20 protein-coding genes are annotated in these 24,460 nt (G+C 66.2%); 11 read left to right on the top strand and 9 right to left on the bottom strand.

Annotation, left to right across the window (positions count from 1 at the left end; translation table 11 throughout):
- Window position 1: 1 nt before the first annotated feature.
- The gene (locus tag AB3147_RS16500) at window positions 2–652 is read left to right on the top strand and encodes a TetR/AcrR family transcriptional regulator (protein ID WP_367352450.1); all 651 of its coding nucleotides are present in this window, start codon (window positions 2–4) and stop codon (window positions 650–652) included.
- Here the strand turns inward: AB3147_RS16500 and AB3147_RS16495 are convergent.
- From AB3147_RS16495 to prfB, 4 genes are all read right to left on the bottom strand, one after another.
- The gene (locus AB3147_RS16495; protein WP_175123386.1) at window positions 636–956 is read right to left on the bottom strand and encodes a preprotein translocase subunit TatB; all 321 of its coding nucleotides are present in this window, start codon (window positions 954–956) and stop codon (window positions 636–638) included. The genes AB3147_RS16500 and AB3147_RS16495 overlap by 17 nt on opposite strands.
- 15 nt (window positions 957–971) lie before the next feature.
- Window positions 972–2,495 (bottom strand): lysine--tRNA ligase, encoded by a 1,524-nt coding sequence (gene lysS / locus AB3147_RS16490; RefSeq protein ID WP_175123385.1) that lies wholly within the window; start codon window positions 2,493–2,495, stop codon window positions 972–974.
- 10 nt (window positions 2,496–2,505) lie between these two features.
- The gene (locus AB3147_RS16485; protein WP_367352449.1) at window positions 2,506–3,261 is read right to left on the bottom strand and encodes an SDR family oxidoreductase; all 756 of its coding nucleotides are present in this window, start codon (window positions 3,259–3,261) and stop codon (window positions 2,506–2,508) included.
- Between the two features lie 43 nt (window positions 3,262–3,304).
- Window positions 3,305–4,409, bottom strand: a protein-coding gene (gene prfB, locus AB3147_RS16480; RefSeq protein ID WP_175138336.1) for a peptide chain release factor 2 whose coding sequence is annotated in 2 segments (ribosomal slippage) — window positions 3,305–4,327 and window positions 4,329–4,409 — 1,104 coding nt in all. Because the reading frame shifts where the segments join, the coding sequence is not laid out codon by codon here.
- Between the two features lie 254 nt (window positions 4,410–4,663).
- Here prfB and AB3147_RS16475 point away from each other — a divergent pair.
- Entirely contained in the window at window positions 4,664–5,974 is a 1,311-nt protein-coding gene (locus AB3147_RS16475; protein WP_313067347.1) for an MFS transporter, read from the top strand.
- A 46-nt stretch (window positions 5,975–6,020) separates the two neighbouring features.
- On the opposite strand, the gene recJ is transcribed toward AB3147_RS16475, so the two are convergent.
- Together recJ and AB3147_RS16465 are read right to left on the bottom strand one after the other, a co-directional pair.
- Window positions 6,021–7,721 (bottom strand): single-stranded-DNA-specific exonuclease RecJ, encoded by a 1,701-nt coding sequence (recJ, locus tag AB3147_RS16470; RefSeq protein WP_175183798.1) that lies wholly within the window; start codon window positions 7,719–7,721, stop codon window positions 6,021–6,023.
- Window positions 7,703–8,653, bottom strand: coding sequence for a hypothetical protein (locus AB3147_RS16465; RefSeq protein ID WP_367352448.1), 951 nt, complete (start codon window positions 8,651–8,653; stop codon window positions 7,703–7,705). Before AB3147_RS16465 ends, recJ begins: the two co-directional genes overlap by 19 nt.
- 130 nt (window positions 8,654–8,783) lie before the next feature.
- On the opposite strand from AB3147_RS16465, the gene AB3147_RS16460 reads away from it, so the two are divergent.
- The 4 genes from AB3147_RS16460 (at window position 8,784) to AB3147_RS16445 (ending at window position 14,145) form a co-directional block, all read left to right on the top strand.
- Window positions 8,784–10,064, top strand: a complete 1,281-nt coding sequence (locus AB3147_RS16460; RefSeq protein ID WP_056318935.1) for a lipoprotein-releasing ABC transporter permease subunit — start codon at window positions 8,784–8,786, stop codon at window positions 10,062–10,064.
- On the top strand, window positions 10,057–10,770 hold the full coding sequence (locus AB3147_RS16455) for an ABC transporter ATP-binding protein (RefSeq protein ID WP_279972135.1): 714 nt from the start codon (window positions 10,057–10,059) through the stop codon (window positions 10,768–10,770). The genes AB3147_RS16460 and AB3147_RS16455 overlap by 8 nt, the downstream gene beginning before the upstream one ends.
- A gap of 80 nt (window positions 10,771–10,850) precedes the next feature.
- Window positions 10,851–11,669 (top strand): TatD family hydrolase, encoded by an 819-nt coding sequence (locus AB3147_RS16450; RefSeq protein ID WP_218344244.1) that lies wholly within the window; start codon window positions 10,851–10,853, stop codon window positions 11,667–11,669.
- A 226-nt stretch (window positions 11,670–11,895) separates the two neighbouring features.
- Window positions 11,896–14,145 (top strand): TonB-dependent receptor domain-containing protein, encoded by a 2,250-nt coding sequence (locus AB3147_RS16445; protein ID WP_367352447.1) that lies wholly within the window; start codon window positions 11,896–11,898, stop codon window positions 14,143–14,145.
- A gap of 21 nt (window positions 14,146–14,166) precedes the next feature.
- Here the strand turns inward: AB3147_RS16445 and AB3147_RS16440 are convergent, their stop codons facing one another.
- Window positions 14,167–15,588, bottom strand: coding sequence for a sensor histidine kinase (locus tag AB3147_RS16440; protein ID WP_367352446.1), 1,422 nt, complete (start codon window positions 15,586–15,588; stop codon window positions 14,167–14,169).
- Window positions 15,588–16,301: a response regulator gene (locus AB3147_RS16435; protein WP_367352445.1), complete on the bottom strand. Its 714-nt coding sequence runs from the start codon at window positions 16,299–16,301 to the stop codon at window positions 15,588–15,590. Before AB3147_RS16435 ends, AB3147_RS16440 begins: the two co-directional genes overlap by 1 nt.
- 210 nt (window positions 16,302–16,511) lie before the next feature.
- On the opposite strand from AB3147_RS16435, the gene AB3147_RS16430 reads away from it, so the two are divergent.
- The 5 genes from AB3147_RS16430 (at window position 16,512) to AB3147_RS16410 (ending at window position 22,283) form a co-directional block, all read left to right on the top strand.
- A complete protein-coding gene (locus AB3147_RS16430) occupies window positions 16,512–18,533 on the top strand; it encodes a ligand-gated channel protein (RefSeq protein WP_367352444.1) in 2,022 nt (673 codons plus the stop codon).
- A 44-nt stretch (window positions 18,534–18,577) separates the two neighbouring features.
- The gene (locus AB3147_RS16425) at window positions 18,578–19,528 is read left to right on the top strand and encodes a siderophore ABC transporter substrate-binding protein (RefSeq protein ID WP_175123375.1); all 951 of its coding nucleotides are present in this window, start codon (window positions 18,578–18,580) and stop codon (window positions 19,526–19,528) included.
- Window positions 19,529–19,556: 28 nt separating this feature from the next.
- Window positions 19,557–20,549: an ABC transporter permease gene (locus tag AB3147_RS16420; RefSeq protein ID WP_367352443.1), complete on the top strand. Its 993-nt coding sequence runs from the start codon at window positions 19,557–19,559 to the stop codon at window positions 20,547–20,549.
- A 94-nt stretch (window positions 20,550–20,643) separates the two neighbouring features.
- Window positions 20,644–21,528: an iron chelate uptake ABC transporter family permease subunit gene (locus tag AB3147_RS16415; protein ID WP_438861025.1), complete on the top strand. Its 885-nt coding sequence runs from the start codon at window positions 20,644–20,646 to the stop codon at window positions 21,526–21,528.
- Complete coding sequence (locus AB3147_RS16410; protein ID WP_367352441.1) at window positions 21,525–22,283, top strand: iron ABC transporter ATP-binding protein; 759 nt, start codon at window positions 21,525–21,527, stop codon at window positions 22,281–22,283. The genes AB3147_RS16415 and AB3147_RS16410 overlap by 4 nt, the downstream gene beginning before the upstream one ends.
- Before the next feature lie 42 nt (window positions 22,284–22,325).
- On the opposite strand, the gene AB3147_RS16405 is transcribed toward AB3147_RS16410, so the two are convergent.
- Window positions 22,326–24,446, bottom strand: coding sequence for a 5'-nucleotidase C-terminal domain-containing protein (locus AB3147_RS16405; RefSeq protein WP_367352440.1), 2,121 nt, complete (start codon window positions 24,444–24,446; stop codon window positions 22,326–22,328).
- Window positions 24,447–24,460 lie beyond the last annotated feature (14 nt).

Genomic DNA, 24,460 nt, shown 5'->3' with positions numbered 1-24,460 from the left:
CATGGACAAGACCGGGACCGCCGCGCCGCGGGATGATGGCGCGGAGACCGAGCGGCGGCGGGAACTGGTCCTGGCCGCCGGCCGGCTTTTCAGCAAGCATGGCTACGAGCGCACGACGGTGCGCGAACTGGCCAAGGCCGTGGGGCTGCAATCGGGCAGCCTGTTCCATCACTTTCGCAGCAAGGAGGAGATCCTGGTCGCCGTCATGAACAACGGCATCCAGGAAGTGATCGACCTGGGCGGCAAGGCGCTGGCCAGCTATGTTGAGCCGGAGGACCGCCTGGCGGCGCTGTTTCGCGTGCACATGTGGAGCATGCTGCACGGCGCGGGCGGGGACGCGATGAACGCACTGGTGTACGAATGGCGCAGCCTGTCCGCGACCAGTCAGGCGGCCGTGAAGGGGCTGAGCGATCGCTACGAGGCGATGTGGCAGTCGGTGGTCGCGGGGGCGGTGGAGGCGGGATTGCTGCAGGGGGACGCACGCGTCATCAAGCGATGCGTGCTGGGCGCAATGAACTTGACGGTGCAGTGGTACAAGCCGGGCGGCAGGCTGGCGCCCGCCGCGTTCATCGACGCCATGCTGCAGGCGTCATTGCCGGCGTTGCCGGCGGGTGCGGGCAGGTGGCCCGTGGACCCTAACCCCGCCGCTTGAGGAATGCGCCGACGGCGCAGGCCACCGACAAGGCCAGCAGCGAGGCCGCAACCGGCAGCAGGAAATCGGCTTCGCCGTGATAGCCGCCGCCGGTGACGCCGCCTGCCACGCCGCCCATCCAGAGCAAGGCGGTCAGAATGGCCGCGATCAGCGAGATGGCGGTGGCGACGCACAGGACGATGAATACCGGCCGCCGCGCGGGGATGGTCCGGTAGGGCGCGCCCGGCTGGATGCGGCGGGGTTGCTTGATCCAGTAGACCAGCCCCGCCACGACCAGCAGCAGCATCAGGATCTTGAAGATCATGATGCGCTCAGGGGATCAGTCTTCACGGCGCAGGTGCGGGAAGAGGATGACGTCGCGGATGCTGGGGCTGTCGGTCAGCAGCATGACCAGGCGGTCGATGCCGATACCGCAACCACCCGTCGGGGGCATGCCGTATTCCAGGGCGCGGATGTAGTCCGCGTCATAGAACATGGCTTCCTCGTCGCCGGCGTCCTTGGCTTCGACCTGCGAGCGGAAGCGTTCGGCCTGGTCTTCGGGGTCGTTCAACTCCGAGAAGCCGTTGGCGATTTCGCGGCCGGTCATGAAGAGTTCGAAGCGCTCGGTGATGCCTTCACGGGTATCGGAGGCGCGCGCCAGCGGCGAGACTTCGACCGGGTAGTCGATGATGTAGGTGGGGTTCCAGAGCTTGGCTTCGGCGGTCTCTTCGAACAGCGCCAGTTGCAGCGCACCCAGGCCGGCGCGCGACAGCACGGGGCCGTCGGCGTCCGCGCCCAGCTTCTTCAGTTCGGCGCGCACGAAGGCCGGGTCATCCAGCTGGGCCTGCGTGTAGCCGTCGGCGTACTTGAGGATGGCTTCGCAGATGGTCAGGCGGTCGAAGGGCTTGGACAGGTCCAGCTCGCGTTCCTGGTAGGTCAGGACGGCGCTGCCGCTGGCCGAGATGGCGGCCTGGCGGATCAGTTCTTCGGTGAAGTCCATGAGCCAGCGGTAGTCCGCGAAGGCTGCGTAGAACTCCATCATCGTGAATTCGGGGTTGTGACGCGGGCTGACGCCTTCGTTGCGGAAGTTGCGGTTGACTTCGAACACGCGTTCGAAGCCGCCGACGATCAGGCGCTTGAGGTAGAGCTCGGGCGCGATGCGCAGGAACATTTCCATGTCCAGCGCATTGTGATGCGTGACGAAGGGCTTGGCCGCCGCGCCGCCCGGGATCGGGTGCAGCATGGGCGTTTCGACTTCGAGGAAGCCCGCGTTCAGCATGAACTGGCGGATGCTGCCCACGGCCTTGCTGCGCGCTTCAAACGTGCGGCGCGTGGCGTCGGTCATGATGAGGTCGACATAGCGCTGGCGGTAGCGCAGTTCCTGGTCGGCGACGCCGTGGAACTTGTCGGGCAGCGGACGCAGCGACTTGGACAGGAGGCGCGCGGACGCGGCGTGCACCGAGAGTTCGCCCTTGTTGGTCTTGAAGACCGACCCTTCGATCGCGATGATGTCGCCGATGTCCCATTGCTTGAACGCGGCGTAGACGTCTTCGCCGAGCGTGCCGCGGTCCAGGTAGATCTGGATGCGGCCAGTGCTGTCCTGCAGCGTGGCGAAGCTGGCCTTGCCCATGACGCGCTTGAGCATCATGCGGCCGGCGACCTTGACGGTGACGGCGGCGGCGGCCAGGGCTTCCTGCTCCTCGCCGTCGTACTTGTCATGCAGGGCCGCGGCGCGGGCGTCCGGGACGAAATCGTTGGGGTACGCGACCCCGGTTTCGCGCAGTTTGGCCAGCTTGGCGCGCCGTTCGGCGATCAAGCGGTTTTCATCCTGGGCGGGAGCCGGAGTGGTCGAGTGGTCGGTCATGGTCGGGGGATCAGTCGTAATTGCGGATGTCGTCGATTTCGGTCGTGCCGAAATCTTCGCGATCCAGGTAGGCGAGGATGCGGGAGGCTACGTTGGCGGGCGAGGACAGCTTGCCGGTGGCATGGAAGTCCTGGAACTTGGCCAGCGCGGGGAAGCTTTCGACGGAGCTGGCGCGGATGGCAGCCTGCATGTCGGTGTCGACGATGCCGGGGGCCAGCGCGACGATGCGCGCGCCGTCGGCGCCTTGTTCCTGCTTGACGACGCGGGCGTGCATGTCGAGCGCGGCCTTGGTGGCGCAGTACACGCCCCAGCCCGCGTTCGGGTTGCGGCCCGCGCCGGAGGAGATGTTCAGCACGCGGCGGTCGGCCTTGATGTCGGCGACGGCGGCGAGGAAGCGCGCCGTGAGCAGCATGACGGCGGTGACGTTCAGGTTGAAGGCGGCGGTGATGGCCGCGCCGTCGGTGAGTTCGTCGGTGCGCGCCACGGGATGCACCGTGCCAGCGTTGTTGATCAGCAGATAGCGCTTGGCGTCGCGCGGGAGCGTGGCGCAGATGCGTTCAGCCGCGGATTCGGCCGCTTTCAGGTCCGAGAGGTCCACGGACAGTTGTTCCAGCTGCACATCCTGCGAGCGCGCGTGGGCGGCGAGCTCGGGGTCTTCGCGGCGCGCCAGCGTGATGAGGCGGGTGCCGGGTTTGACCAGGCCGCGCGCCATGGCGGCGCCGATGCCGCGCGAGGCGCCGGTGAGAATTGCAATGGTGTCGGACATTCGTGGACCTCTGGGTGCGTGAAAGCGTGAAGAATCGCGGAACTTAGACGTTTTGCTTCAGGCTGGCCTGGATGAAGGGATCCAGGTCGCCGTCCAGCACCTTCTGCGTGTTGGAGATTTCGACGTTCGTGCGCAGGTCCTTGATGCGGCTCTGGTCCAGCACGTACGAACGGATCTGATGGCCCCAGCCCACGTCGGTCTTGGAGTCTTCCAGCTTCTGCTGCTCGGCCATGCGGTTGCGCATTTCCAGTTCGTAGAGCTTGGACTTCAGCATCTGCATGGCTTCGGCGCGGTTGCGGTGCTGCGAACGGTCGTTCTGGCACTGCACGACGATGCCGGTGGGGATGTGCGTCAGACGCACGGCCGAGTCGGTCTTGTTGATGTGCTGGCCGCCCGCGCCCGAGGCGCGGTAGGTGTCGACGCGCAGGTCGGCGGGGTTCACTTCGACTTCGAAGGAATCGTCGACTTCCGGGTACACGAAAACGCTGGCGAACGACGTGTGGCGGCCGCCCGACGAGTCGAAGGGGCTCTTGCGGACCAGGCGATGCACGCCGGTTTCGGTGCGCAGGTAGCCGAAGGCGTAGTCGCCTTCGATCTTGATCGTGGCCGACTTGATGCCCGCGACTTCACCGTCGGATTCTTCAAGGATCTCGGCCTTGAAGCCCTTGCGTTCGGCGTACTTGAGGTACTGGCGTAGCAGCATCGACGCCCAGTCCTGCGCTTCCGTGCCGCCCGCGCCCGCCTGGATGTCCAGGAAGCAGTTCAGGGGATCGGCCGGATTGGAGAACATGCGGCGGAATTCCAGGGCTTCGAGCTTTTCCTGGAAGGCGTTGGCGTCCAGTTCGATCGCTTCGAGGGTGTCGCCGTCATCGTCGGCGGCGGCCATTTCGAAGAGTTCCTGGGAATCGGCCACGCCGGCGCCCAGGCTCGTCAGTGTTTCCACCACGTCCTCGAGCGATTTCTTTTCACGGCCCAGGTCCTGGGCGTGCTTGGGGTCGTTCCAGACGGCCGGGTCTTCGAGTTCGGCGTTTACGACCTGGAGGCGTTCAGCTTTGGCATCGTAGTCAAAGATACCTCCGTAGAGCCTGTTCGCGCTCCGCGTAGTCGGCGAGGCGGGCTGCGAGCTGGTTCTGACGTTCGGCTTCCATGATTGATCCTGTGATGACTTTTGTGCGAAACCTGGCATTTTACCGTGGTTGGACCGACTGCGCGGGCGCACGGCGGCAGATGGAGGACGGGCCCGATTTCGGCCGCCCGGCGGCGCGGTTCCAAGTTGTTCAGTTTTTTGTCAACCCGACGGCTCTAGCCTTGGCGGGTGGCTGCGATGTCCCCGTTTGGAACCGCCGACCCCGAAAACGCCGGCCCCGCGCCGGCCTATCCCGCCAGAGGAATGGAGACAGAGATGGAAAACACGATGACCCCCGGGGTCTCGCCGGCGCTTGACGCCAGCGAAGAGGACCGGATCTACCGCAAGGTGGGCTGGCGGCTGGTGCCGCTGTTGGTGGTCTGCTATGTGGTGGCGTACCTGGACCGCGTCAACGTGGGGTTCGCCAAGCTGCAGATGCTGCAGGAACTGCAGTTCAGCGAGACGGTGTACGGGCTGGGTGCCGGGATTTTCTTCATCGGCTATTTCATCTTCGAGATTCCCAGCAACATCATCCTGCACAAGGTGGGGGCGCGGATCTGGATCGCCCGGATCATGATCACGTGGGGCATCATTTCGGCTTGCATGATGTTCGTGACCAGCGTGCATATGTTCTATCTGCTGCGCTTTCTGCTGGGCGCGGCCGAGGCCGGGTTCTTTCCCGGCATCATCCTGTACCTGACTTACTGGTATCCGGCCGCCCGGCGCGGCCGCATCACGACGTTCTTCATGACCGCGGTGCCCATGTCCGGCCTGATCGGCGGCCCGATCTCGGGATGGATCATGGCGACCTTTCACGGTGACCACGGCCTGTCGGGCTGGCAATGGCTGTTCCTGCTGGAGGGGATTCCGTCAGTGGTGATCGGCGTGCTGGTGCTGATCTATCTGGACGACCGCATCAACAAGGCCAAGTGGCTGACGGCCAATGAAAAGGCCGTGCTGATCCGCAATATCGCAGCCGAGGAGCAGCAGAAGGAGGATCCGCCGATCCGCGCCGCGCTGACCAAGCCGCGCGTGTGGGCGATGGCGCTGATCTATTTTTCGTTCGTGATGGGCCTGTACGGCGTGGGGTTCTGGATGCCGAGCCTCATCAAGAACACCGGGGTGCAGAGCCCGCTGGCGATTGGCCTGCTGACGGCGGTGCCCAACCTGTTCGCCGTGATCGGCATGATCCTGATCTCGCGCAATTCCGACCGGCAGCGCGAGCGCCGCTGGCACGTGGCCTTGCCGGCGCTGTTCGGCGCGGTGGGGCTGTTCCTGTCGGCGGTGTGGAGCGGTAACACCGTGCTGGCGATTCTGGCGCTGACGGTGGCCAACATCGGCATCTGCACGGTGCTGCCGCTGTTCTGGAGCCTGCCGACGGCGCTACTGGGCGGCACGGCCGCCGCCGCGGGGATTGCGCTGATCAATTCGGTGGGGAACCTGGCCGGCTTTGTCAGCCCGTATCTGGTGGGCTGGCTGAAGGATCTGACCGGGACGACGAATACCGGGCTGTACATGCTGGCCGGCTGCCTGGTGGTGGGTGCGCTGGTGGCGCTGGCGCAGCCGGCGAAGCTGGTGAATAAATAAGACCGCTGGCGGACGGTGTCTGATGGGTGTCAGACACCGTCGCGCATTATCCGGCGTGTTCGATCACCAGCTGCACCGACACCATCCCATTCCAGACGTTCTGTTCCAGGCGGTACGCCGCCTGGATGTGTTCCGGCAGGGACTGGTCGTGGCCGAACCAGATGGCGTCGAAACGTTGGTGGCCGCGTTCCAGGGACAGCTTCAGGTGCTTTTCGCCGACCAGACGCTGGTTGCGCACGACAAACTCGTCCAGGAACAGGGGGGCGGCGAAGCCTGCGCCCCAGACCTGCTGTTGCAGCATCCCGGCCACGTCGGCGTTGGCGTAGCCGGTTTCCAGCGAGCCGTCGGTTTCGATGACGGGCTCGAAGGAATCGCGTCCGGTCAGCTCGCGCACGGCGGCGTCGAAGGCGGGGGCGAAGGCCGGGAAATCGGACTTGCCCAGCGTCAGGCCGGCCGCCATGGCGTGGCCGCCGAACTTGCGGATCAGGTTGGGATGGCGCTTGGATACGAGGTCCAGCGCATCGCGCAGGTGCACGTCCGGGATCGATCGGCCGGAGCCGCGAATCTCGTCGTCGCCGGCCGGCGCGAAGGCGAGGGTGGGGCGCCAGAATTTCTCTTTCAGGCGTGAGGCGACCAGCCCCACGACGCCCTGGTGCCAGCCCGGGTCGAACACGCAGACGGTGGCGCCGGCGGTGGCATCGGGCGCTTCCATGGCGGCCAGCGCCTGCTCGCGCATCTCGGCTTCGATCGTGCGGCGTTCGCGGTTGATGTTGTCCAGCTCGCGCGCCATCTCCAGCGCCTGCGCCTCGTCGTCCGTGGTCAGGCAGGCGATGCCCAGGCTCATGTCCGCCAGGCGGCCCGCGGCGTTGATGCGCGGTCCGAGCGCAAAGCCCAGGTCGAAGCCATTGGCGCTGCGCGGCTCGCGGCCGGCGACGGCAAAGAGCGCGCGCAGCCCAGGTTGCAGACGGCCGCTGCGCATGCGCTGCAGGCCCTGCGTGACCAGGAGGCGATTGTTGGCGTCCAGTTTGACGACGTCGGCCACCGTGCCCAGCGCAACCAGGTCGGACAGCGCGTCCAGGCGCGGTCCGCCGTCCGGCGCGTAGACGCCGCGGCGGCGCAGTTCGGCGCGAAGCGCCAGCATCATGTAGAAGATGACGCCCACGCCGGCCAGGTTCTTGGACGGAAAGCCGCAGCCGGGCTGGTTGGGGTTCACGATGGCCAGCGCGTCCGGCAGGGTGTCGCCGGGCAGGTGGTGATCGGTGATGACCACGCCGATGCCGGCGTCATTGGCCGCGGCCACGCCGTCGACGCTGGCGATGCCGTTGTCGACCGTGATGATGATGTCGGGCTTGCCCGCGCGGTGGCGGCAGGCCAGTTCGACCACGGCCGGGGAAAGGCCGTAACCGGTCTCGAAACGATTAGGCACCAGGAAGTCGACGTCGGCGCCCATTGCGGACAGCGCGCGCAGGCCGACGGCGCAGGCGGTGGCGCCGTCGCAATCGTAGTCGGCCACGATCAGCAGCTTTTTGCCGGCCTGGATGGCGTCGGCCAGGACGGCGGCCGCGTGGGCCGAATGGGTCAATCCAGCCGGCGGCAGCAAGGACGGCCAGGCGAGGCGGGTCTGGTCCGGATGCGTCACGCCGCGCGCGGCCCACAGGCGGGCCAGCAGGGGGTGGATGCCGGAGGATTCGAGGACGTGGCAGGCGGCCAGGTCGGCCGGACGGATGGTTAAGCGGGGTGAGACCACCAGGCGCTCCAGTTCTTCTTGGGCGCGGGCAGCAAGCCAAGCAAGCCCCCGCGCGGTTTCAGGTCAAGGGCGACTTTGCGGTCATCGCCCAGCAGCAGCAGTTGCACCGGCGTGGCGGGCAGGCCTTTGGCGGCGGCCAGCGGACGCAGATGCTGCGTATCGAGTTCGGTCAGCGCGTCGAGCCACGCGGCCCAGTCGCCGGCGCGTTGCGGCGCGTCCAGTTGCGTCAACACTTGCGCCGGGCCGGCGGGCGCCGCCGTCCAGGGCGTGCCGCCGCCATACAGCCACAGCGCGTTGACGGGTGGCAGGCCGCGGGCGGCCCGGACGTCGTTGACCGGGTGTTCGTGCCACGCCATCTGGATTTCGTTCAGCAGGCGCCGCCACGGGCGCGTTTCGGCATCCTGGCGCCACCAGTCGTTCAGGCGCTTTCCGGCCACGGCCAACGGACTGGCGGTCTGGGGGCGCAGGTCCGCCGGCAGGCGCAGGCGCCAGCGCTGCGGCGACAGCGGCTCGACCGAGAATCCGGTGCCTTCGAAGATAGGGCGCGCAGTGTCGAGCAGGGCGGCCGTTTCCGATTCGGTCAGGTCCATCGAATCCGGATCCAGCAGCGACGCCTGATCCGCGCCCAGCGCAAGGTGGACCAGTTCGCAAAGCCAGACGGGTTCGTCAGCCAGTGTGTGGGATTGTTGCCCGGCCAGCAGCGGGCCGAGCCCGGCGCTTTGCAGCAGGCCAGGTTCGGGCGCATACCCGGCGCGCTCCAGCTGCCACGATTCGAAGGCGGTGCAACCGTGGGCGCGCAGGTCGTAGGCCTGGGGACGAGCGGTCGCAGCCTGTAGCCAGCCGTGCAGGGTGGGCGCGCGCTCGGGCAGAAGCTTGGCCAGTTCGGCGGCGACGGGAAGGGCGGGCAAGGCGCCCGGAATGACGATCAGCATGGCGGCGATTGTAGTCCGCGCCGGGATGGGGAACTTAGCGCCGCGGCCAACTGCCATACGTTGTCACGCCTGGTCTAGGATCCGCACATCCGCGGGGCGATTTACGGGCGGTTAATGCAATAATGCGCACGTGCTGAAAATACCCTACGAACTATGGATCGGCGCCCGCTATGCGGGGCTTGCCCGGATCCGCCAGCGACGCGGCCGCCGCGATCGCTTCATCTCCTTCATCGCCGCCAGTTCCATGGCAGGCATCGCGCTGGGCGTCGCCGCCCTGATCGTGGTGCTGTCCGTGATGAACGGGTTCCAGAAAGAAGTGCGCGACCGCATGTTGTCGGTGCTGCCGCACATCGAACTCTATCTTCCCGGCGCATCGCCCGAACGGGTGCTTGAGCAGTGGCAGCAGTTCGCCACCGCCGCCGAGCGCAATCCCGAGGTCAAGGCCGGCGCGCCCTTCGTGGCAGCGCAGGGCATGCTGGTCCGGGGGCAGGCGCTGCGTGGCGTGCAGGTGCGGGGCATCGACCCCGCCACCGAGGGCAACGTGTCGGACCTGCCGCGCCAGATGGTGTCGGGCAAGCTGACCGACCTGAAACCCGGCGGCTTCGGCGTCGTGCTGGGCAACGAGCTGGCCGACGGCATGGGCGTCAAGGTCGGCGACACGCTGCTGATGATGGCGCCGCAGGGCTCGATCAGCCCGGCCGGGTTTGCCCCGCGCATGCGCCAGTTCACCGTGGTGGGCGTGTTCTCGTCGGGCCACTACGAATACGATTCTTCGCTGGCGTTCGTGGACAACGAAGATGCGGCGCGCGTCTTCCGCGAAAGCGGCACCGCCGGCGTGCGTCTGCGCATTGCCGACATGCAAAAAGCCCCCGAAGTGGCGGCCGAACTGCGCAACGTCCTGCCGCCGTACGTCATGGCCAGCGACTGGTCGCGCAACAACCGCACGTGGTTCGCCGCGGTGCAGACCGAAAAGCGCATGATGTTCCTGATCCTGGCGCTGATAGTGGCCGTGGCGGCCTTCAACCTGCTGTCCTCGCTGGTCATGGCCGTCAAGGACAAGCAATCCGACATCGCCATCCTTCGCACGCTGGGCGCGGGTCCCGGCGAAGTGGCCCGCATCTTCCTGGTGCAAGGCGCGCTGATCGGCGTGATCGGCACCTTGCTGGGCGTGGCCGGCGGCATCGCCATTGCCTACAACGTGGACGTGATCGTGCCGTTCATCGAACGCATGCTGGGCGTGCATTTCCTGCCGCGCGAAATCTACTTCATCAGCGCGCTGCCGTCCGATCCGCAAGTGGGCGACATCGTCACCATCGGCGTGACCTCGCTGGTGCTGTCGCTGCTGGCGACCTTGTATCCGAGCTGGCGTGCCTCGCGCCTGCAACCCGCACAGGTGCTGCGCCATGATTGATACCCCGACGCAGAAACCGCAGTCCGGCACGACGCCGGCGCTGCAGGCCGAAAACATCGTCAAGGTCTACGACGAAGGCCCCGCCCGGATCGAAGTGCTCAGCAATGTCAGCCTGTCCGTCGCGCGCGGCGAGATGGTCGCCATCGTGGGCGCGTCGGGGTCCGGCAAAAGCACCTTGCTGCACATTCTGGGGCTGCTCGACGTCCCGACCAGCGGCTCGGTATCGGTTGACGGCCAGGTGGGCATCGGGCTGTCCGAGTCCAAGAAAAGCGCGGTGCGCAACCGCAGCCTGGGCTTCGTCTACCAGTTCCACCACCTGCTGGCCGAGTTTTCGGCGCTGGACAACGTGGCGATGCCGCTGATCGTGCGCCGCGAGAACCGCGACAAGGCCCGCGAGGCGGCACGAGAAGTGCTCGGATTGGTCGGCCTTTCCGCCCGGGAAGGGCACTTTCCCGGCCAATTGTCCGGCGGCGAACGGCAGCGCGTGGCGCTGGCGCGTGCGCTGGTGACGCGGCCGGTGTGCGTGCTGGCGGACGAGCCCACGGGCAACCTGGACCGGCACACTGCCCACAACATGTTCGAACTGCTGACGCGGGTGAACCAGGAGTCGGGCACGGCATTTGCGATCGTCACCCACGATCCCGAGCTTGCCGCCCGCGCCGACCGTCAGTTGCTGATGGAAAACGGCCGCCTGGTGTCAGGCTAGCCCGGTCCGCAGCGAAAGCCGTCAGCGCGGGTCCGCGCGACGGCCGCGGGGCGGATAATCCGCATAAGGAGGACACGCCCATGCTCATCGACACCCATTGCCATCTGGACGCCGCTGAATTCGATGCCGATCGCACCGAGGTCGCGGACCACGCCGCCCATGCGGACGTCCAGGCCATCGTGATCCCTGCCATCGAGCGCGCCAATTTCGCGGTCGTGCGCGACCTGGCCGCCAGCATCGCCGGCGGCGCGTATGCGCTGGGCATCCACCCGCTGTACGTCGCGCGTGCCGACGACGGCGATCTGGACGTGCTGCGACAGACCATCAAGGAATCCCTGGGCGATCCGCGCTTTGTCGCCATCGGCGAAATCGGGCTGGACTTCTTCGTGCCGGAGATCGCGTCCGGCCCGCCGCGCGAACGTCAGGAACGGTTCTACGCTGCGCAACTGGACATGGCCGTCGAGTTTGGCCTGCCCGTGCTGCTGCACGTGCGTAAATCCCAGGACATCCTGCTGAAGTACCTGCGCCGCCATCCGCGCATCGGCGGCATCGCGCATGCGTTCAATGGCAGCGCGCAGCAGGCGCAGGCCTTCATCGACCATGGCTTTGCCCTGGGAATGGGCGGCGCGATGACGTTCGAGCGGGCGCTGCAGATTCGCCGTCACGCGGTGGACGTGGGGCTGGAGCATCTGGTGCTGGAGACCGATGCACCGGACATTCCGCCCGCCTGGCTGCATGAACCCGATCGGCGCAATCGTCCCGGCGAACTGGCGCGCATTGCGCAGGTGCTGGCGGATCTGCGCGGCATCACGCCAGCGCAGGTGGCGCACGCCACCACCGCGAACGCGATGCGGGTGTTGCCGAGGTTGCCGGCAGCAATTCTGGCCGACGCGGACTGAGCTTTCGGCATTCGGCGATGTGCGCACGATGCCGACGTTGTCGTGCGCGATTGCTGCGTCCGTCGGACCCGTCCGAAATGCCATTCAACGCTTCTAACGATTCTTCGAAAACGCCTTCGTGGCATTGAGTTGGGGTAATGGGAATACCTATCATTGGCGTCCCTAAGCACGTCAATCAGCGCACAGCGCGGCCGCCCTGATCGGGCGGCTTTTTTATTTGATTCCCATGTCGACTCAGAAACGCTTTAACGGCTCTGCGCGGGCCGCTTCAACACCCGGCGCGCGATTCCGTCTTTTGCCCATCGCGCTGGCGCTTGCCGCTGCCGGCGCTCAGGCGCAGACCGGCACGGCCGGGCTGGAAGACACGATGGGCGTGACGCAACTGGACACCGTCGTGGTCACAGCGTCTGGGTTTGAGCAAGAGATCCGCAACGCGCCCGCGTCCATTTCGGTCATCACGCGCGAACAGCTGGAAGCGCGGCCTTTCCATAACCTGGCCGACGCGGTGCGCGACGTGGAGGGCGTGTCGGTGGAGCGCGGCGGCAAGGCGGGCGGCATGAACATCAGCATCCGCGGCATGCCCAGCGACTACACGCTAGTGCTTGTGGACGGCAAGCGCATGAACCAGAACAGTTCGGGGGCGCGCGCCAATGGCTTCGGCGACGTCGACACCAACTTCATTCCGCCGATGGCCGCCATCGAGCGCATCGAAGTGGTGCGAGGCCCGATGTCCACGCTGTACGGCTCGGACGCAATGGGCGGCGTCATCAACATCATCACGCGCAAGGTCGCTCGCGAATGGACGGGCCAACTGACGCTGGACGGCACGCTGCAGGGCGACAACCGCTTCGGCAACACCTACGGCGCGGGCTTCTACCTGAGCGGCCCCTTGAAGACCGACAAGTTTGGCCTTAGCCTGCGCGGCGGCCATTACCGGCGCCTGAGCGCGACCGGCAGCTATCCCGCCACCCAAGCCGACTACGACAGCGGCCACTACACCGGCGACCTGGCGAGTTTCAGTGGGCTGGGCGACAGCACACAGCAGAACGTGGGCCTGCGCCTGTCGCTGACGCCAAACCGCAACCACGACATCCTGTTCGACGTGGACAGCAACTGGCAGACCTTCGACAACAGCAACGGGGAGCTTGGCACGTTGAACGCCGCCGTGGCGCCGAATCGCCAGGGCGGCGGCTACGAGCCCGAAATGAAATTCAACCGGCAGCGCTATGCGTTGACGCATCTGGGCCGCTACGGCAGTTCGGTCAGTTCGGACACCAGCCTGGTCTACGACACCACCGAGACCATCGGCCGCACGAATCCGATGAGCACGCCGCGCCAACCCACCGACGGGGCCAGCCGCGACCTGGAATACGACAACTGGGTGTTCGACACCAAGTGGACGATGCCGTTGTTCGATAACCGCCACAACCTGACCTTGGGCGGCCAGTGGCGCGAACAGCAGTTCAAGGACACGCTGGTGTCGGCGCCGCTGAACCTGCGGCAGTACCAGTGGGCGCTGTTTGCGGAAGACGAATGGCGCATCGTGGATAGCGTGGCGCTGACCGCCGGCGTGCGTTACGACCGCAACGAGCAGTTCGGCGGCAAGTGGAGTCCGCGCGGCTACCTGGTCTGGAATGCCACGCCCACGTGGACGTTCAAAGGCGGCGTCAGCAAGGGCTACAAGACGCCCGATATCAACCTGATGACCGACGGCATCATCGGCCTGGGCGCGCAAGGCACCATGCCGCTGCTGGGCAATGCGCAGCTCAAGCCGGAAACCAGCACCTCGTCGGAATTGGGCGTGTTGTTTGACGATGGCGAAGGGCTGTCCGGCAACCTGACCGCCTTTCACACCAAGTTCAAGGACAAGATCGACAGCCAGAGCGTGCCCAATTGCCTGGCGGCGGGCGGCCCCGCGCCGGGCTGCCTGGATCTGGGCGTGTGGGAACGCAACGGCGTGCCCGTGGCCAACTTCTCGCAACGCGTGAACATCGACTCGGCCACCATCCAGGGCTTTGAACTCGGCGGCCGGATTCCGCTGTACGCGGGGCTGTCTTTCAATGGCAACTATACGCTGACCGCCAGCGAGGTCACCTCCGGCGCCCGGCGCGGCCAGCCCCTGGGTTCGCAGCCGCGACACGCGGTGAATCTGGGGTTGAACTGGCGCATCAACGATCAGTTCAACACCTGGGTCCGCGGCGAATACCGCGCGGGTCAGTTCAACGACATGAACTGGGAGAAGAAGCAGGTGTTCTACAGCCCGTACTGGCTGGCCAGCTTGGGCGGCTCGTACGTGGTCAGCAAGAACGTGACGTTGTCGGCCTCGGTGCTGAATCTGTTCGACAAGAACTTCGTGGACTACGGTCCGGCCAAGACCGGCGCGACGGCGCCCGCGGCCAACGCCAGCTGGAGCAATTCGTACCGGCAGGTACTGGAAGGCCGCCGGCTGTGGATGTCGGCGAACATCACGTTCTGATGCAGGGCGCTGTCCGTGGCGTCAACCCGAAACGGGACGCGCCACGGCGGCGGATAACAGCGGCAGATCCATGCGCACGCTCAAGCCGTGCGGGGCGACGTTGCGGGCCGATATCGATCCTTTGTGCGCGGCGATCGCGGCCTGCGCGATGGATAGACCCAGTCCCGCGCCGCCGCCTGGCGTGTTGGCGGCGCTGGCAGAGCCCGCGCGATAGAACGGCTCGAAAAGCGAGGCCAGCTCCTGCGTGGCGACACCCGGGCCGCGGTCTTCGATCTCCAGGCTGGCTTCGCTGGCGCTCGTCAGAAGCCGCACACGGATGACGCTGTGCGCAGGCGCAAAGCGCAGGGCGTTGCGCAGCACGTTCTCGATGGCGCTGGCCAGGCTGGCGCGGTCGCCGGCGATGAGGATCGGCGCGGGCGTGTCCCAATCGATCTGCAGATGCCGCCCCTCGGCCTCATAGCGGGCATCGTCCACGACGCCGGCCACCACGTCCGACAGGTCCAGCGGATCGGTCGGCACGGGCAACGCACCCACGCGGGCAAGCCGCAGCGTGTTGCCCACCAGGGCGTCCAGCCGCTCGCATTCGCGTTCGATGCGGTCAAGCTGCAGATCCCGGCGTTCGTCGTTGCGCCGCGCCAGTTCGGAAGCCAGGCGCAGGCGCGCAAGCGGTGACCGGAGTTCATGCGCCACGTTGTGCAGCAGTTGTTCGCGCGTATCGACCAGCGCTTTCAGACGCACGGCCATCGCGTTGAAGTCGCGCGCCAGCAGGCCAAGTTCGTCCTGGCGCGTGGCGAGCTTCGGCGGTGTTTGTGTATCCAGTTGCCCAGCCGCCAAGGCGTGCGTGGTCTCGCGCAATTGCGCCAGCGGCGCGGTGATGTGGCGCGTCAATGCCCAGCAGAAGGGCGCAGTCACCGCCAGCGCGAACAGCAGCAGCGCCAGCGCGACGGGCGACAGCGCCAGCACCTCCCAGCGCGACGAATCGAACGGCAGGAACAGCATCAGCAGTTCCGAGCCGTCCGGCAGGATCAGGATCTGCGGCTCCCACCACGACACGCGTTCGCCCGCGGGATCGGCCGGCACATAGTCGGACTGCGGCGACCGGTCAGACGCGGCGCGGTACGCCACCAGCCAGTCATACAGGCGCGTGGGCAGGCGCCGGCCCAGGATCTCCTGGTCCTGCGCGTCCAGGACGTAGATCTTCAGTGCCGAATAGTTGTCGTCCATGGCGCGGACCCAACGTTCCAGGCCTTCTGCGCCCTGCGTGCGCGCGACCTGCGCGGCGTCGCGCGTGAGGTTGCCGGGATTCAGGCCATCCAGCGAATTGAAGCGGTACCAGGCCACCGACGCCGTCAGCACCATGCCGCAGACCAGGATGACCGCCATGGCGCCCCAGAACGTCAGGAACGCGCGCCAGAAGAGCGAACGGGCGGGCAGCAACGTCATCACGCAGCGCCCGCCAGCACGTAGCCCAAGCCGCGCAGATTGCGGATGGACAGCGTGTCGGCGTGTTGATCCAGGCGCAGCTTCTTGCGCAGGCTGCTGATGTGCGTGTCGATGCTGCGGTCGTAGCGGTCGGGGGCTCGGCCCAGCGCGTACAGGCCGATCTGGTCGCGCGCGATCACCTGGCCGGGCGTGCGCATCAGGATTTCCAGGATGCGCTGTTCGGCGCCGGTCAGCATCACTTCGTCGGCGCCCATGCGCGCGCGGCCGGTGGCCGGGTCCAGCGACAGGGCGCCCAGGCTCAGCGAAGGACCGGCAGGGACGGGCGTTTCTTCAAAGCGGCGCAGCACGGCCGTGACGCGGGCCTTGAGTTCACGCGGGCTGAAGGGCTTGGCCAGGTAATCGTCGGCGCCGAACTCCAGACCCAGCACGCGGTCGGTCTCGCCGCCGTGCGCGGTGAACATGATGACCGGGCGGCGAGAGCGCTGGCGATAGTGCTTGAGCAGGTCCAGCCCATTGCCGTCGGGCAGCATCAGATCAAGCAGCACCAGGTCGAAATCGTCCTGCGCCAGCAAGGACAAGCCTTGCGAGCCGGTATGCGCCAGCGTCAGCTGGCATTGATGGGGTTCCAGGTATTCGCGCAGCATCTGCGCCAGCTCGACGTCGTCGTCGATCAGCAGGATGCGGCGCGCCACCGCTGAATGAGTGAAAGGCATGCGTGTTGGGCGTCGAGCATCCGGCAGTTTGGCCGAACGCTGCGCGCCGGAGTGTCAAGAAGTGCAAAGAAGATAAAAGTTGCGGAAAGCGTGTTGCGGCGTGCTGCAAGCCCCAATTCTAATATGAGAATGGTTTTCATTAATAAGTGGGAGCCGGGTAGTGCGGCGCGTGGGGCGCAGTGCAAACCGGGGACGGGAGAAGTTGGAATCATGAGCAGGAAAGATCTGGCCGCCGGCCAGCGCATCACCGCGTCGCGCACGCAACTGGCCGCCGCCTTGTGCGCCGCGGGTTTCGGCCTGGGGCCGTCCGCCGTCTGGGCGCAGGCCGCGGACGCCACCACGACGATGGACACGGTGGTCGTTACGGCCAGCGGTTTCGAGCAACGCATCCAGGATGCGCCGGCCTCGATCAGCGTCATCACGCGTGAAGATCTGGACAAGAAGTTCTACCGCGACTTGAACGACGCGCTGGTGGAAGTGCCGGGCGTCATCGTCACGGGCGGTGGCGATCGCCAGGACATCAGCCTGCGCGGCATGGGGCCGAAGTACACGTTGATCCTGATCGACGGCAAGCGCCAGAGCTCGCGCGAAACCCGCACCAACTCGGACTCCACGGGCGTGGAGGGCGGCTGGACGCCGCCGCTGTCGGCCATCGAGCGCATTGAAGTGGTGCGCGGTCCGATGTCGTCGCTGTACGGGTCTGACGCCATGGGCGGGGTGATCAACATCATCACGCGCAAAGTCCCCGACGAATGGCACGGCGAAATCCGCATGGATACGACGATCCAGGAGAGCAGCAAGTCAGGCGACATCTACCAGGGCAACTTCTACCTGGCCGGGCCGATCAAGAACGACCTGCTGGGTCTGCAGATCTACGGCCAGGCCACGCAGCGCGACGAAGACAACATCTACAACGGCTACCGCAAGCGCAACGCCGAAAGCGTGACCGCAAAGCTGGCGCTTACGCCCAACCGCGATCACGACATCGTGCTGGAAGCGACCACGATGCGTCAGAAGTTCCAGGACACCCTGGGCAAGACGGTCGAGCCGCTGCCGCCTGGCACGGCGTGCCCGCGCACGGGTTGCCCGGCGTCGTCCGAAACCGATTACCGCAGCAGCAAGTGGGCGTTGTCGCACACCGGCCGCTGGGGTTGGGGCGTGTCCGACAGCTATGTGCAGCAGGAAGAGTTCGACAACCGCTCGCGCCAGATGAAGATCAAGAATCTGGACCTGCAGACGAGCTGGTCGCTCCCCCTGGGTTCGCACATGCTGACGTTGGGCGGCAGCTACCTCAGCCAGCGTCTGCATGACCAGAATGGCAACCAGTTGCCCAACGGCCCGAGCAAGGTGGACCGCTATCAGTGGGCACTGTTCGCCGAGGACGAATGGCGCCTGACCGAAAGCTTTGCCGTCACGACCGGCCTGCGCATGGACGAGGACGAGAATTTCGGCAGCCACTTCAGCCCCCGCCTGTACGGCGTGTGGCACATGGCCGAACGCTGGACGCTGAAAGGCGGCGTGTCCACCGGTTTCCGCGCGCCGGACCTGCGCCAGACCGTGGCCGGCTGGGGCCAGACCAGCCGCGGCGGGAACATGTACGGCAACCCGGACCTGACGCCCGAAAAGTCGGTGACCCAGGAAATTGGCCTGCTGTATGACGACGGCGAAGGCATGAGCGCCGGCGTCACGCTGTTCAACAACGACTTCAAGGACAAGATCACCCGCGTGGCTTGCCCCTTGACGCAGTGCACGGACGGTCCCAATCAATTCGGTTCGGATCCCACCACGTACATGAACGTGGACAAGGCCGTGTCGCGCGGCGTGGAAGCCAGCCTGAAGCTGCCGCTGGCGGCCGACTGGTCGATGACCAGCAGCTATACGTTCACGAAGTCCGAGCAGAAGTCCGGCCAGTACAAGGGCGAGCCGCTGAATCAGTTGCCCAAGCATCTGTTCACGACCACGGTCAATTGGCAGCCGTCCGACGCGCTGCAGGCGTGGGCGCGCGTGAACTTCCGCGGCCGCGAAAGCCAGCCCACCACGGGCCCGTCGTCGGACGCGCTGGTCGCGCCGTCCTACACGTTCGTGGACCTGGGGGGTTCGTACGCCGTCAACAAGACCGTGTCGGTGTATGCCGGCATCTACAACCTGTTCGACAAGCAGGTCGCCTACGACGACTTCGGCTACGTCGAAGACGGCCGCCGTTACTGGCTGGGCGTGGGCGTGAAGTTCTGAATTATGACGGGGCGCCGTTGGCGTCCCACCACAGAGAGGTTTGCATGAACAATGGAAAACAGGCGGGCGCCGCCCGCCGCTGGGCAACCCGGGCCGGCGTGGCGCTGGCACTGAGCGCCGCGGCCGCCGTGAGCGCCGCGCAGTCCACCACGCCGGTCAAGCACGCACGCGGCGAAACCGCCGTGCCGGCCAATCCGTCCAAGACGATCGTGCTGGATCTGGCCGTGCTGGACACCCTGCACACGCTCGGCGTGGACCCCATCGGCGTGCCCAGCGCCGCCAAGCTGCCGCCGCAGCTCAGCCAGTTCGCCGACAAGCGGTATCTGAAGGCGGGCACGATGTTCGAGCCGAACTACGAAGTCATCCACGCCGCTGCGCCGCAAGTCATCTTCGTGGCCGGCCGCTCCGCGCCCAAGTACGACGAGCTGTCCAAGATCGCACCGACCGTGGACCTGACGGTCGACGCCAAGGATCTGGTCGGCAGCGTCCGGCGCAACACCGAAACGCTGGCCGCGCTTTACGGCAAAGAAGGCGTGGCCAAGGAGAAGCTGGCCGCGCTGGACGCGTCCATCGCGTCGCTGAAAGGCAAGGCCGCCAACGCCGGCACCGCGTTGATCGTGCTGACGACCGGCGGCAAGATGAGCGCCTACGGTCCGGGCTCGCGCTTTGGCGTGATTCACGACGCCTTTGGCGTGAAGCCCGCCGCGACGGGCCTGAACGTGTCCAACCACGGCCAGGCGATTTCGTTCGAGTTCATTGCCCAGACCGATCCGGACTGGCTGTTCGTCATCGACCGCGACGCCGCCATCGGCCGTGAAGGCGTGTCGGCGCAGCGCATGCTGGACAACGAACTGGTGCGTCCCACCAAGGCGTGGAAGAACCAGCGCGTGGTCTACCTGAACGGCTTCAACTGGTATCTGCTCGGCAGCGCGGGCCTGACGGCCATGCAGCAGAACGTGGATCAGATCGCCGCGGCGCTGTCGCAAGGAAAGTAAGCAGCATGCAAGACGGGAAGGGCTGCCGGTGAACTGGCGGCGCGCAATCAGCGGGTGGGGTGGCCTGACGGCCGTGGTGGTGGTGTTGCTGCTGTTGTGCGTGGCCAGCATCAGCCTGGGCGCGGGCCAGATGCATTGGGCCGCGCTATGGAACGGCGGCGAAGAGGGCGAGCGCGCGTGGCGGCTGCTGCTGGTCAGCCGCGTCCCGCGCACCCTTGCGCTGCTGCTGGCAGGCACTGCGCTGGCCGTCGCCGGTCTCATCATGCAGATGCTGGTGCGCAACCGGTTTGTTGAGCCCACGACGGCCGGCACCGTCGAATCCGCCACTCTCGGCATCCTGGTCGTCACCTTGCTGGCGCCAAATACGTCCGTCATCGGCAAGATGCTGACGGCCACGGGTTTTGCGCTGGCGGGCACCTTGCTGTTTCTGGCGCTATTGCGCCGCGTGCCGCTGCGCACGCCATTCATCGTGCCGCTGATCGGATTGATCCTGGGCGGCGTGATCCAGGCGGTCACCACCTTCATGGCGTACCGCTTCGACCTGTTGCAGTCCCTGCATGCGTGGACCACCGGCGACTTCTCCGGTGTGCTGCGCGGCAGGTATGAACTGCTGTGGATCGGCTTTGCGCTGGCGTGCGCCGCGTATGCCGCCGCCGACCGTTATACGGTGGCGGGCATGGGCCGCGAGTTCGCGTCCAACCTGGGACTGAACCATGCGCGGCTGACGCTGGTCGGCCTGTTGATCGTTTCCGCCATCTCGGCCGTGGTAGTGGTGACGGCCGGCAGCATTCCGTTCCTGGGCCTCATCGTGCCCAATGCCGTCAGCCTGGTGCTGGGCGACAACATGCGACGCGCCATTCCGTGGGTGGCATTGCTGGGCGGCGTGTTCGTGCTGGCCTGCGACATCATCGGCCGGCTGGTCATCCACCCTTACGAGATTCCTATCGGCACTGTGGTGGGCGTGCTGGGCAGCATCCTGTTCCTGTGGCTGCTGCGCACGCGGAGGAACCGCCTTGGCTGAAGTCTCTTCGCTTTCTCGCGTGGCCGCACGCCCGCCGCAGACGTGGCGTCTCGCCGCGCTGGGCGCTGGGGCGCTGCTCTGCATCGTCGCCTTCATGACGCTGGGCGCAAATGGCCAGTGGTCGTTCGTCATTCCGTTCCGCGGCGGCAAGCTGCTGGCCATGCTGCTGGTGGCGTATGCGGTGGCGGTGTCGTCCGTGCTGTTCCAGACCATCACGCACAACCGGATCCTTACGCCCGCCATCATGGGCTTCGACGCCCTGTATCTGCTGATCCAGGCCGTGGTGGTGTTCGGCTTCGGGCAGGCGGCGGCGACTGCCAATCATCCTGTCGCCGCATTCCTGCTGGAAGTGTGCGCGATGACGGCGTTCGCGTGCCTGCTGTTCCGCTGGCTGTTCTCCGACGCTGTGCGCAGCCTGCATTTGATGATGCTGGTGGGCATCATCTTCGGACTGCTGTTTCGCAGCCTGTCGAGTTTCGTCGTGCGGTTGATCGATCCGAATGAGTTCCTGGTGCTGCAGGACCGCATGTTCGCCAGCTTCAATTCGGTGCGCGTGGAGTTGCTGCCAATCGCTTTCGGGGCAGTCTGCGCCGCGTCGCTTTTCGTCTGGCGCATGCGCCTGCGCTACGACGTGCTGGCGCTGGGCCGCGACATGGCATTGAACCTGGGCGTGAACTATCGCCGCACGCTGATGGTGACGTTGGCGGCGATTGCGGTGCTGGTGTCCGTGTCGACGGCGCTGGTCGGTCCTGTGACGTTCTTCGGTTTGCTGGTCAGCAACCTGGCGTACCAAGCGATGGGTTCGGACAGGCACCGCTACACCGTGCCGGCCGCGACGTTGCTCAGCGTCATTTTCCTGGTGGGCGGCCAGACGCTGCTGGAGCGCGTGCTGGGGCTGAACACCACGGTGAGCGTTGTAATTGAATTCGTGGGCGGCGTGATGTTCCTCGTCCTGATCTTGCGCAGGGGGCGCCGATGATAGAAATCCAGAACGTCAGCAAACAATACGGCGACACCGTCGTGATCGACGATGTCAGCCTGGACCTGCCGGCCGGCGGCGTCACCGCCATCATCGGGCCGAACGGGGCGGGCAAGTCGACGTTGCTGTCGATGGTGAGCCGGCTGCTGCCGATGAGCGCGGGACGCGTGCTGGTGGAAGGCCTGGACGTCACGCGTGCCGACAGCCGGGAACTGGCGCGGCGCCTGGCCATCCTGCGCCAGGACAACCACCTGCCGCTGCGGCTGGCGGTGAAAGACCTGGTGGCGTTCGGCCGCTACCCCCACACGGGCGGGCGGCTGACGATGGATGACAAGGTCCACATCGATCAGGCCATTGCGTACCTGAACCTGGAGCCGCTGGCGGACCGCTATCTGGATGAGATGTCCGGCGGCCAGCGCCAGCGGGCGTTCGTGGCGATGGTGCTGTGCCAGGACACGCGCTACGTGCTGCTGGACGAGCCCTTGAACAGCCTGGACATGAAGCATGCCGTCGCCATGATGGGCACCTTGCGGCGCGCGGCCGATGAACTGGGCAAGACGGTGGTGCTGGTGCTGCACGACATCAACTTTGCGTCCAGCTACGCGGACCGCATCGTGGCAATGCGGCAGGGGCGGATCGCCCGGCACGGCACGCCGGCGGAATTGATCCGGTCCGACGTGCTGAGCGATCTGTACGAACTGCCGATCGACGTGCATGAGATCGGCGGCAAGCGCATCTGCGTGTACTACCGCTGAGGCGGGGCGCCCCACTACAGGGCGCCCGCCGGATCGAACCGCTTACTGCGTCAGATCGATCGCGTAACGCGACAGCTGCGTCACGGGATCGGGCGTGGCATCAAACACCGACACGTTGGTCACATCATGCGCCGTGGCCATCGCCAGCGTGCCCGGCACCGACGAAAACACCACCGGTCCGGCCAGCGAACTGACCTGCGCGAAACGCCAGCTGCGGTCCAGGCCGTAGGTGGCCAGGTCGAGCGTGGGGTTCTTCTTGATGTAGCTGATCAACACGTCGCGGCTGGCGTCCGGCGCCTGCAGCACGATGTCGCCCTTGCCGCCGGCCAGACCGGGGAAGTCGCCGCCACCGCTGGCGCGGTAGTTGTTGGTCACCACCAGGAATTGCGCATTCAGATCCAGCGGTGCGCCGTTGTACGTCAGCGCCGTGATGCGCGAGCCCTTCGGCTTGGTCACGTCGATTTCATACTGCAGCGCATTGCCGGCCGCATACAGCACGTCGAAGTTGAACGTCGGAAAGCCGGTGTCGATCAGATCCTGCGGTGCGACCTGTGCGGGGTCGATCTGCTTGAACTGCTCGGCCGTCTTTTCCAGCCATTGGCGCACTATGTCGCCGCTGACCCGCACGACTTGCAGCGTGTTGGGGTACAGGTACAGGTCGGCCGCGTTGTTGATCGCGACGTTGCCTTGCTTCACATACGTGAAGTCGCCGGGACCGTTGCGCCCGCCCTTGAACGGCGCGGCGGCCGACAGGATCGGCAGGCCCGCGTACGACGGGCTGTTCTTGGCGATGTAGTCCGTCAGGTAATCGATCTGCGCCATGTTGACGATCTGCAGCGCGGACACGTCGCCGGCCAACGCGTAGTACGTGGCCATGTCGAACTGGCTCTGGCCGATCGGCGTCTTCACGTAGTCGATCGTCGCGGCGTGCTCGGCTTGAACCAGCTGCTGTGCGGCCGCGTCGGGCGCCACGTAGGTCGCCGGCGTGGATCCGCTTTGCGCGGTCAGGCGAGTGGAGATGCGCTGCACCTGCGTCGCCTCCTTCTGCACCTTCCAGCCCTGGTCATACGCGAGCTTCAGCGTGATCTGGCCGAGGTTGTTGCCCCACTGGCCGGCCTGCACGGTCGGCACGCCATTGATCAGGCCCTTTGCCAGCTCGACACCGGGTTGCCCCGCGAACTGCGATTTCTCGTTCGTGTCGGGGAACAGCAGATGCTGGTGGCCCGTGATGAGCGCGTCGATGCCGGGCACCTGGCTGAGATAGCCCGCGCCGTTTTCCATGTCGGGGCTGTAGGGCGTGGCCAGGTCGATGCCGCCGTGCGCCAGCGCCACCACCAGGTCCGCGCCCGCGGCCTTCATTTCCGGCACGTAGCGCGCTGCGGTCTCCTTCCAGCCCGTGACTTCCACGTGGCCTTCCAGATTCGCCTTGTCCCACTGCATGATGGGCGGCGGTGCGAAGCCGATCACGCCCACCTTGAGCGGCACGTCGATGGACTTGCCCGCGCTGTCGGTGGCGGTGAAGGTCTTTTCAAGCAGCACATAAGGCTTGAAGATCGGCTGCTTGGAGGCCGCCGAGACGACGTTGGCCGACACGAACGGGAACGCCGGCGCCGCGCAATCCTTGGCGCCCGCCGGGTTGGTCTGCGCAGTGCCCTTGGTGATGCCGGCCAGACCGAAGTCCACATTGGTGATCTGCGACAGATAGGGCAGGCCGTAGTTGAACTCGTGATTGCCCATCGTGGCCGCGTCGTACGACAGCAGCTTCATCTGCTTGTAGATCGCGATCATGTCGGAACACTGCACCGGCGACACCAGCGCCTGGTAGTCCGACAGCGCCGTGCCCTGCACCGTATCGCCGTTGTCCAGCAGCAGCGTGTTCGGATACTGCTTGCGCGCATTGGCGATCAGCGTGGCCGTGCGGTCCATGCCGTAGCTCTTGTCTTCGGCAAGCTTGTAGTAGTCGTAACCCAGCACATTGGCGTGCAGGTCGGTCGTGCCCAGAATCGCGAGGTCCAGCGTCGTGCCTTGGGGCACGCTGGCCTGCGGCGGGGTCTCGGGCGCGGTGGTGTCGTCGTCATCGTCATCGCCGCCGCAGGCGGACAGGCCGGCCACCAGCGCAAAGCTGGCGGTCACTGCAAAGATCTTGCGTAGGTTTGGCTTCACCGTCTTTCCTCCGT

The organism is Achromobacter animicus (assembly GCF_040775605.1).
Classification (GTDB): domain Bacteria; phylum Pseudomonadota; class Gammaproteobacteria; order Burkholderiales; family Burkholderiaceae_B; genus Achromobacter; species Achromobacter animicus.
Note: the sequence above shows the minus strand (reverse complement) of the source record. Positions and strands in the feature narration are given on the sequence as shown.

Excerpts from the sequence above, each read along its gene's own strand:
- AB3147_RS16500 (WP_367352450.1), top strand. The coding sequence starts at position 2 with ATGGACAAGACCGGGACCGCCGCGCCGCGGGATGATGGCGCGGAGACC.
- AB3147_RS16495 (WP_175123386.1), bottom strand. The coding sequence starts at position 956 with ATGATCTTCAAGATCCTGATGCTGCTGCTGGTCGTGGCGGGGCTGGTC.
- lysS (WP_175123385.1), bottom strand. The coding sequence starts at position 2,495 with ATGACCGACCACTCGACCACTCCGGCTCCCGCCCAGGATGAAAACCGC.
- AB3147_RS16485 (WP_367352449.1), bottom strand. The coding sequence starts at position 3,261 with ATGTCCGACACCATTGCAATTCTCACCGGCGCCTCGCGCGGCATCGGC.
- AB3147_RS16475 (WP_313067347.1), top strand. The coding sequence starts at position 4,664 with ATGGAAAACACGATGACCCCCGGGGTCTCGCCGGCGCTTGACGCCAGC.
- AB3147_RS16465 (WP_367352448.1), bottom strand. The coding sequence starts at position 8,653 with ATGCTGATCGTCATTCCGGGCGCCTTGCCCGCCCTTCCCGTCGCCGCC.
- AB3147_RS16455 (WP_279972135.1), top strand. The coding sequence starts at position 10,057 with ATGATTGATACCCCGACGCAGAAACCGCAGTCCGGCACGACGCCGGCG.
- AB3147_RS16450 (WP_218344244.1), top strand. The coding sequence starts at position 10,851 with ATGCTCATCGACACCCATTGCCATCTGGACGCCGCTGAATTCGATGCC.
- AB3147_RS16445 (WP_367352447.1), top strand. The coding sequence starts at position 11,896 with ATGTCGACTCAGAAACGCTTTAACGGCTCTGCGCGGGCCGCTTCAACA.
- AB3147_RS16440 (WP_367352446.1), bottom strand. The coding sequence starts at position 15,588 with ATGACGTTGCTGCCCGCCCGTTCGCTCTTCTGGCGCGCGTTCCTGACG.
- AB3147_RS16435 (WP_367352445.1), bottom strand. The coding sequence starts at position 16,301 with ATGCCTTTCACTCATTCAGCGGTGGCGCGCCGCATCCTGCTGATCGAC.
- AB3147_RS16430 (WP_367352444.1), top strand. The coding sequence starts at position 16,512 with ATGAGCAGGAAAGATCTGGCCGCCGGCCAGCGCATCACCGCGTCGCGC.
- AB3147_RS16425 (WP_175123375.1), top strand. The coding sequence starts at position 18,578 with ATGAACAATGGAAAACAGGCGGGCGCCGCCCGCCGCTGGGCAACCCGG.
- AB3147_RS16415 (WP_438861025.1), top strand. The coding sequence starts at position 20,644 with ATGACGCTGGGCGCAAATGGCCAGTGGTCGTTCGTCATTCCGTTCCGC.
- AB3147_RS16410 (WP_367352441.1), top strand. The coding sequence starts at position 21,525 with ATGATAGAAATCCAGAACGTCAGCAAACAATACGGCGACACCGTCGTG.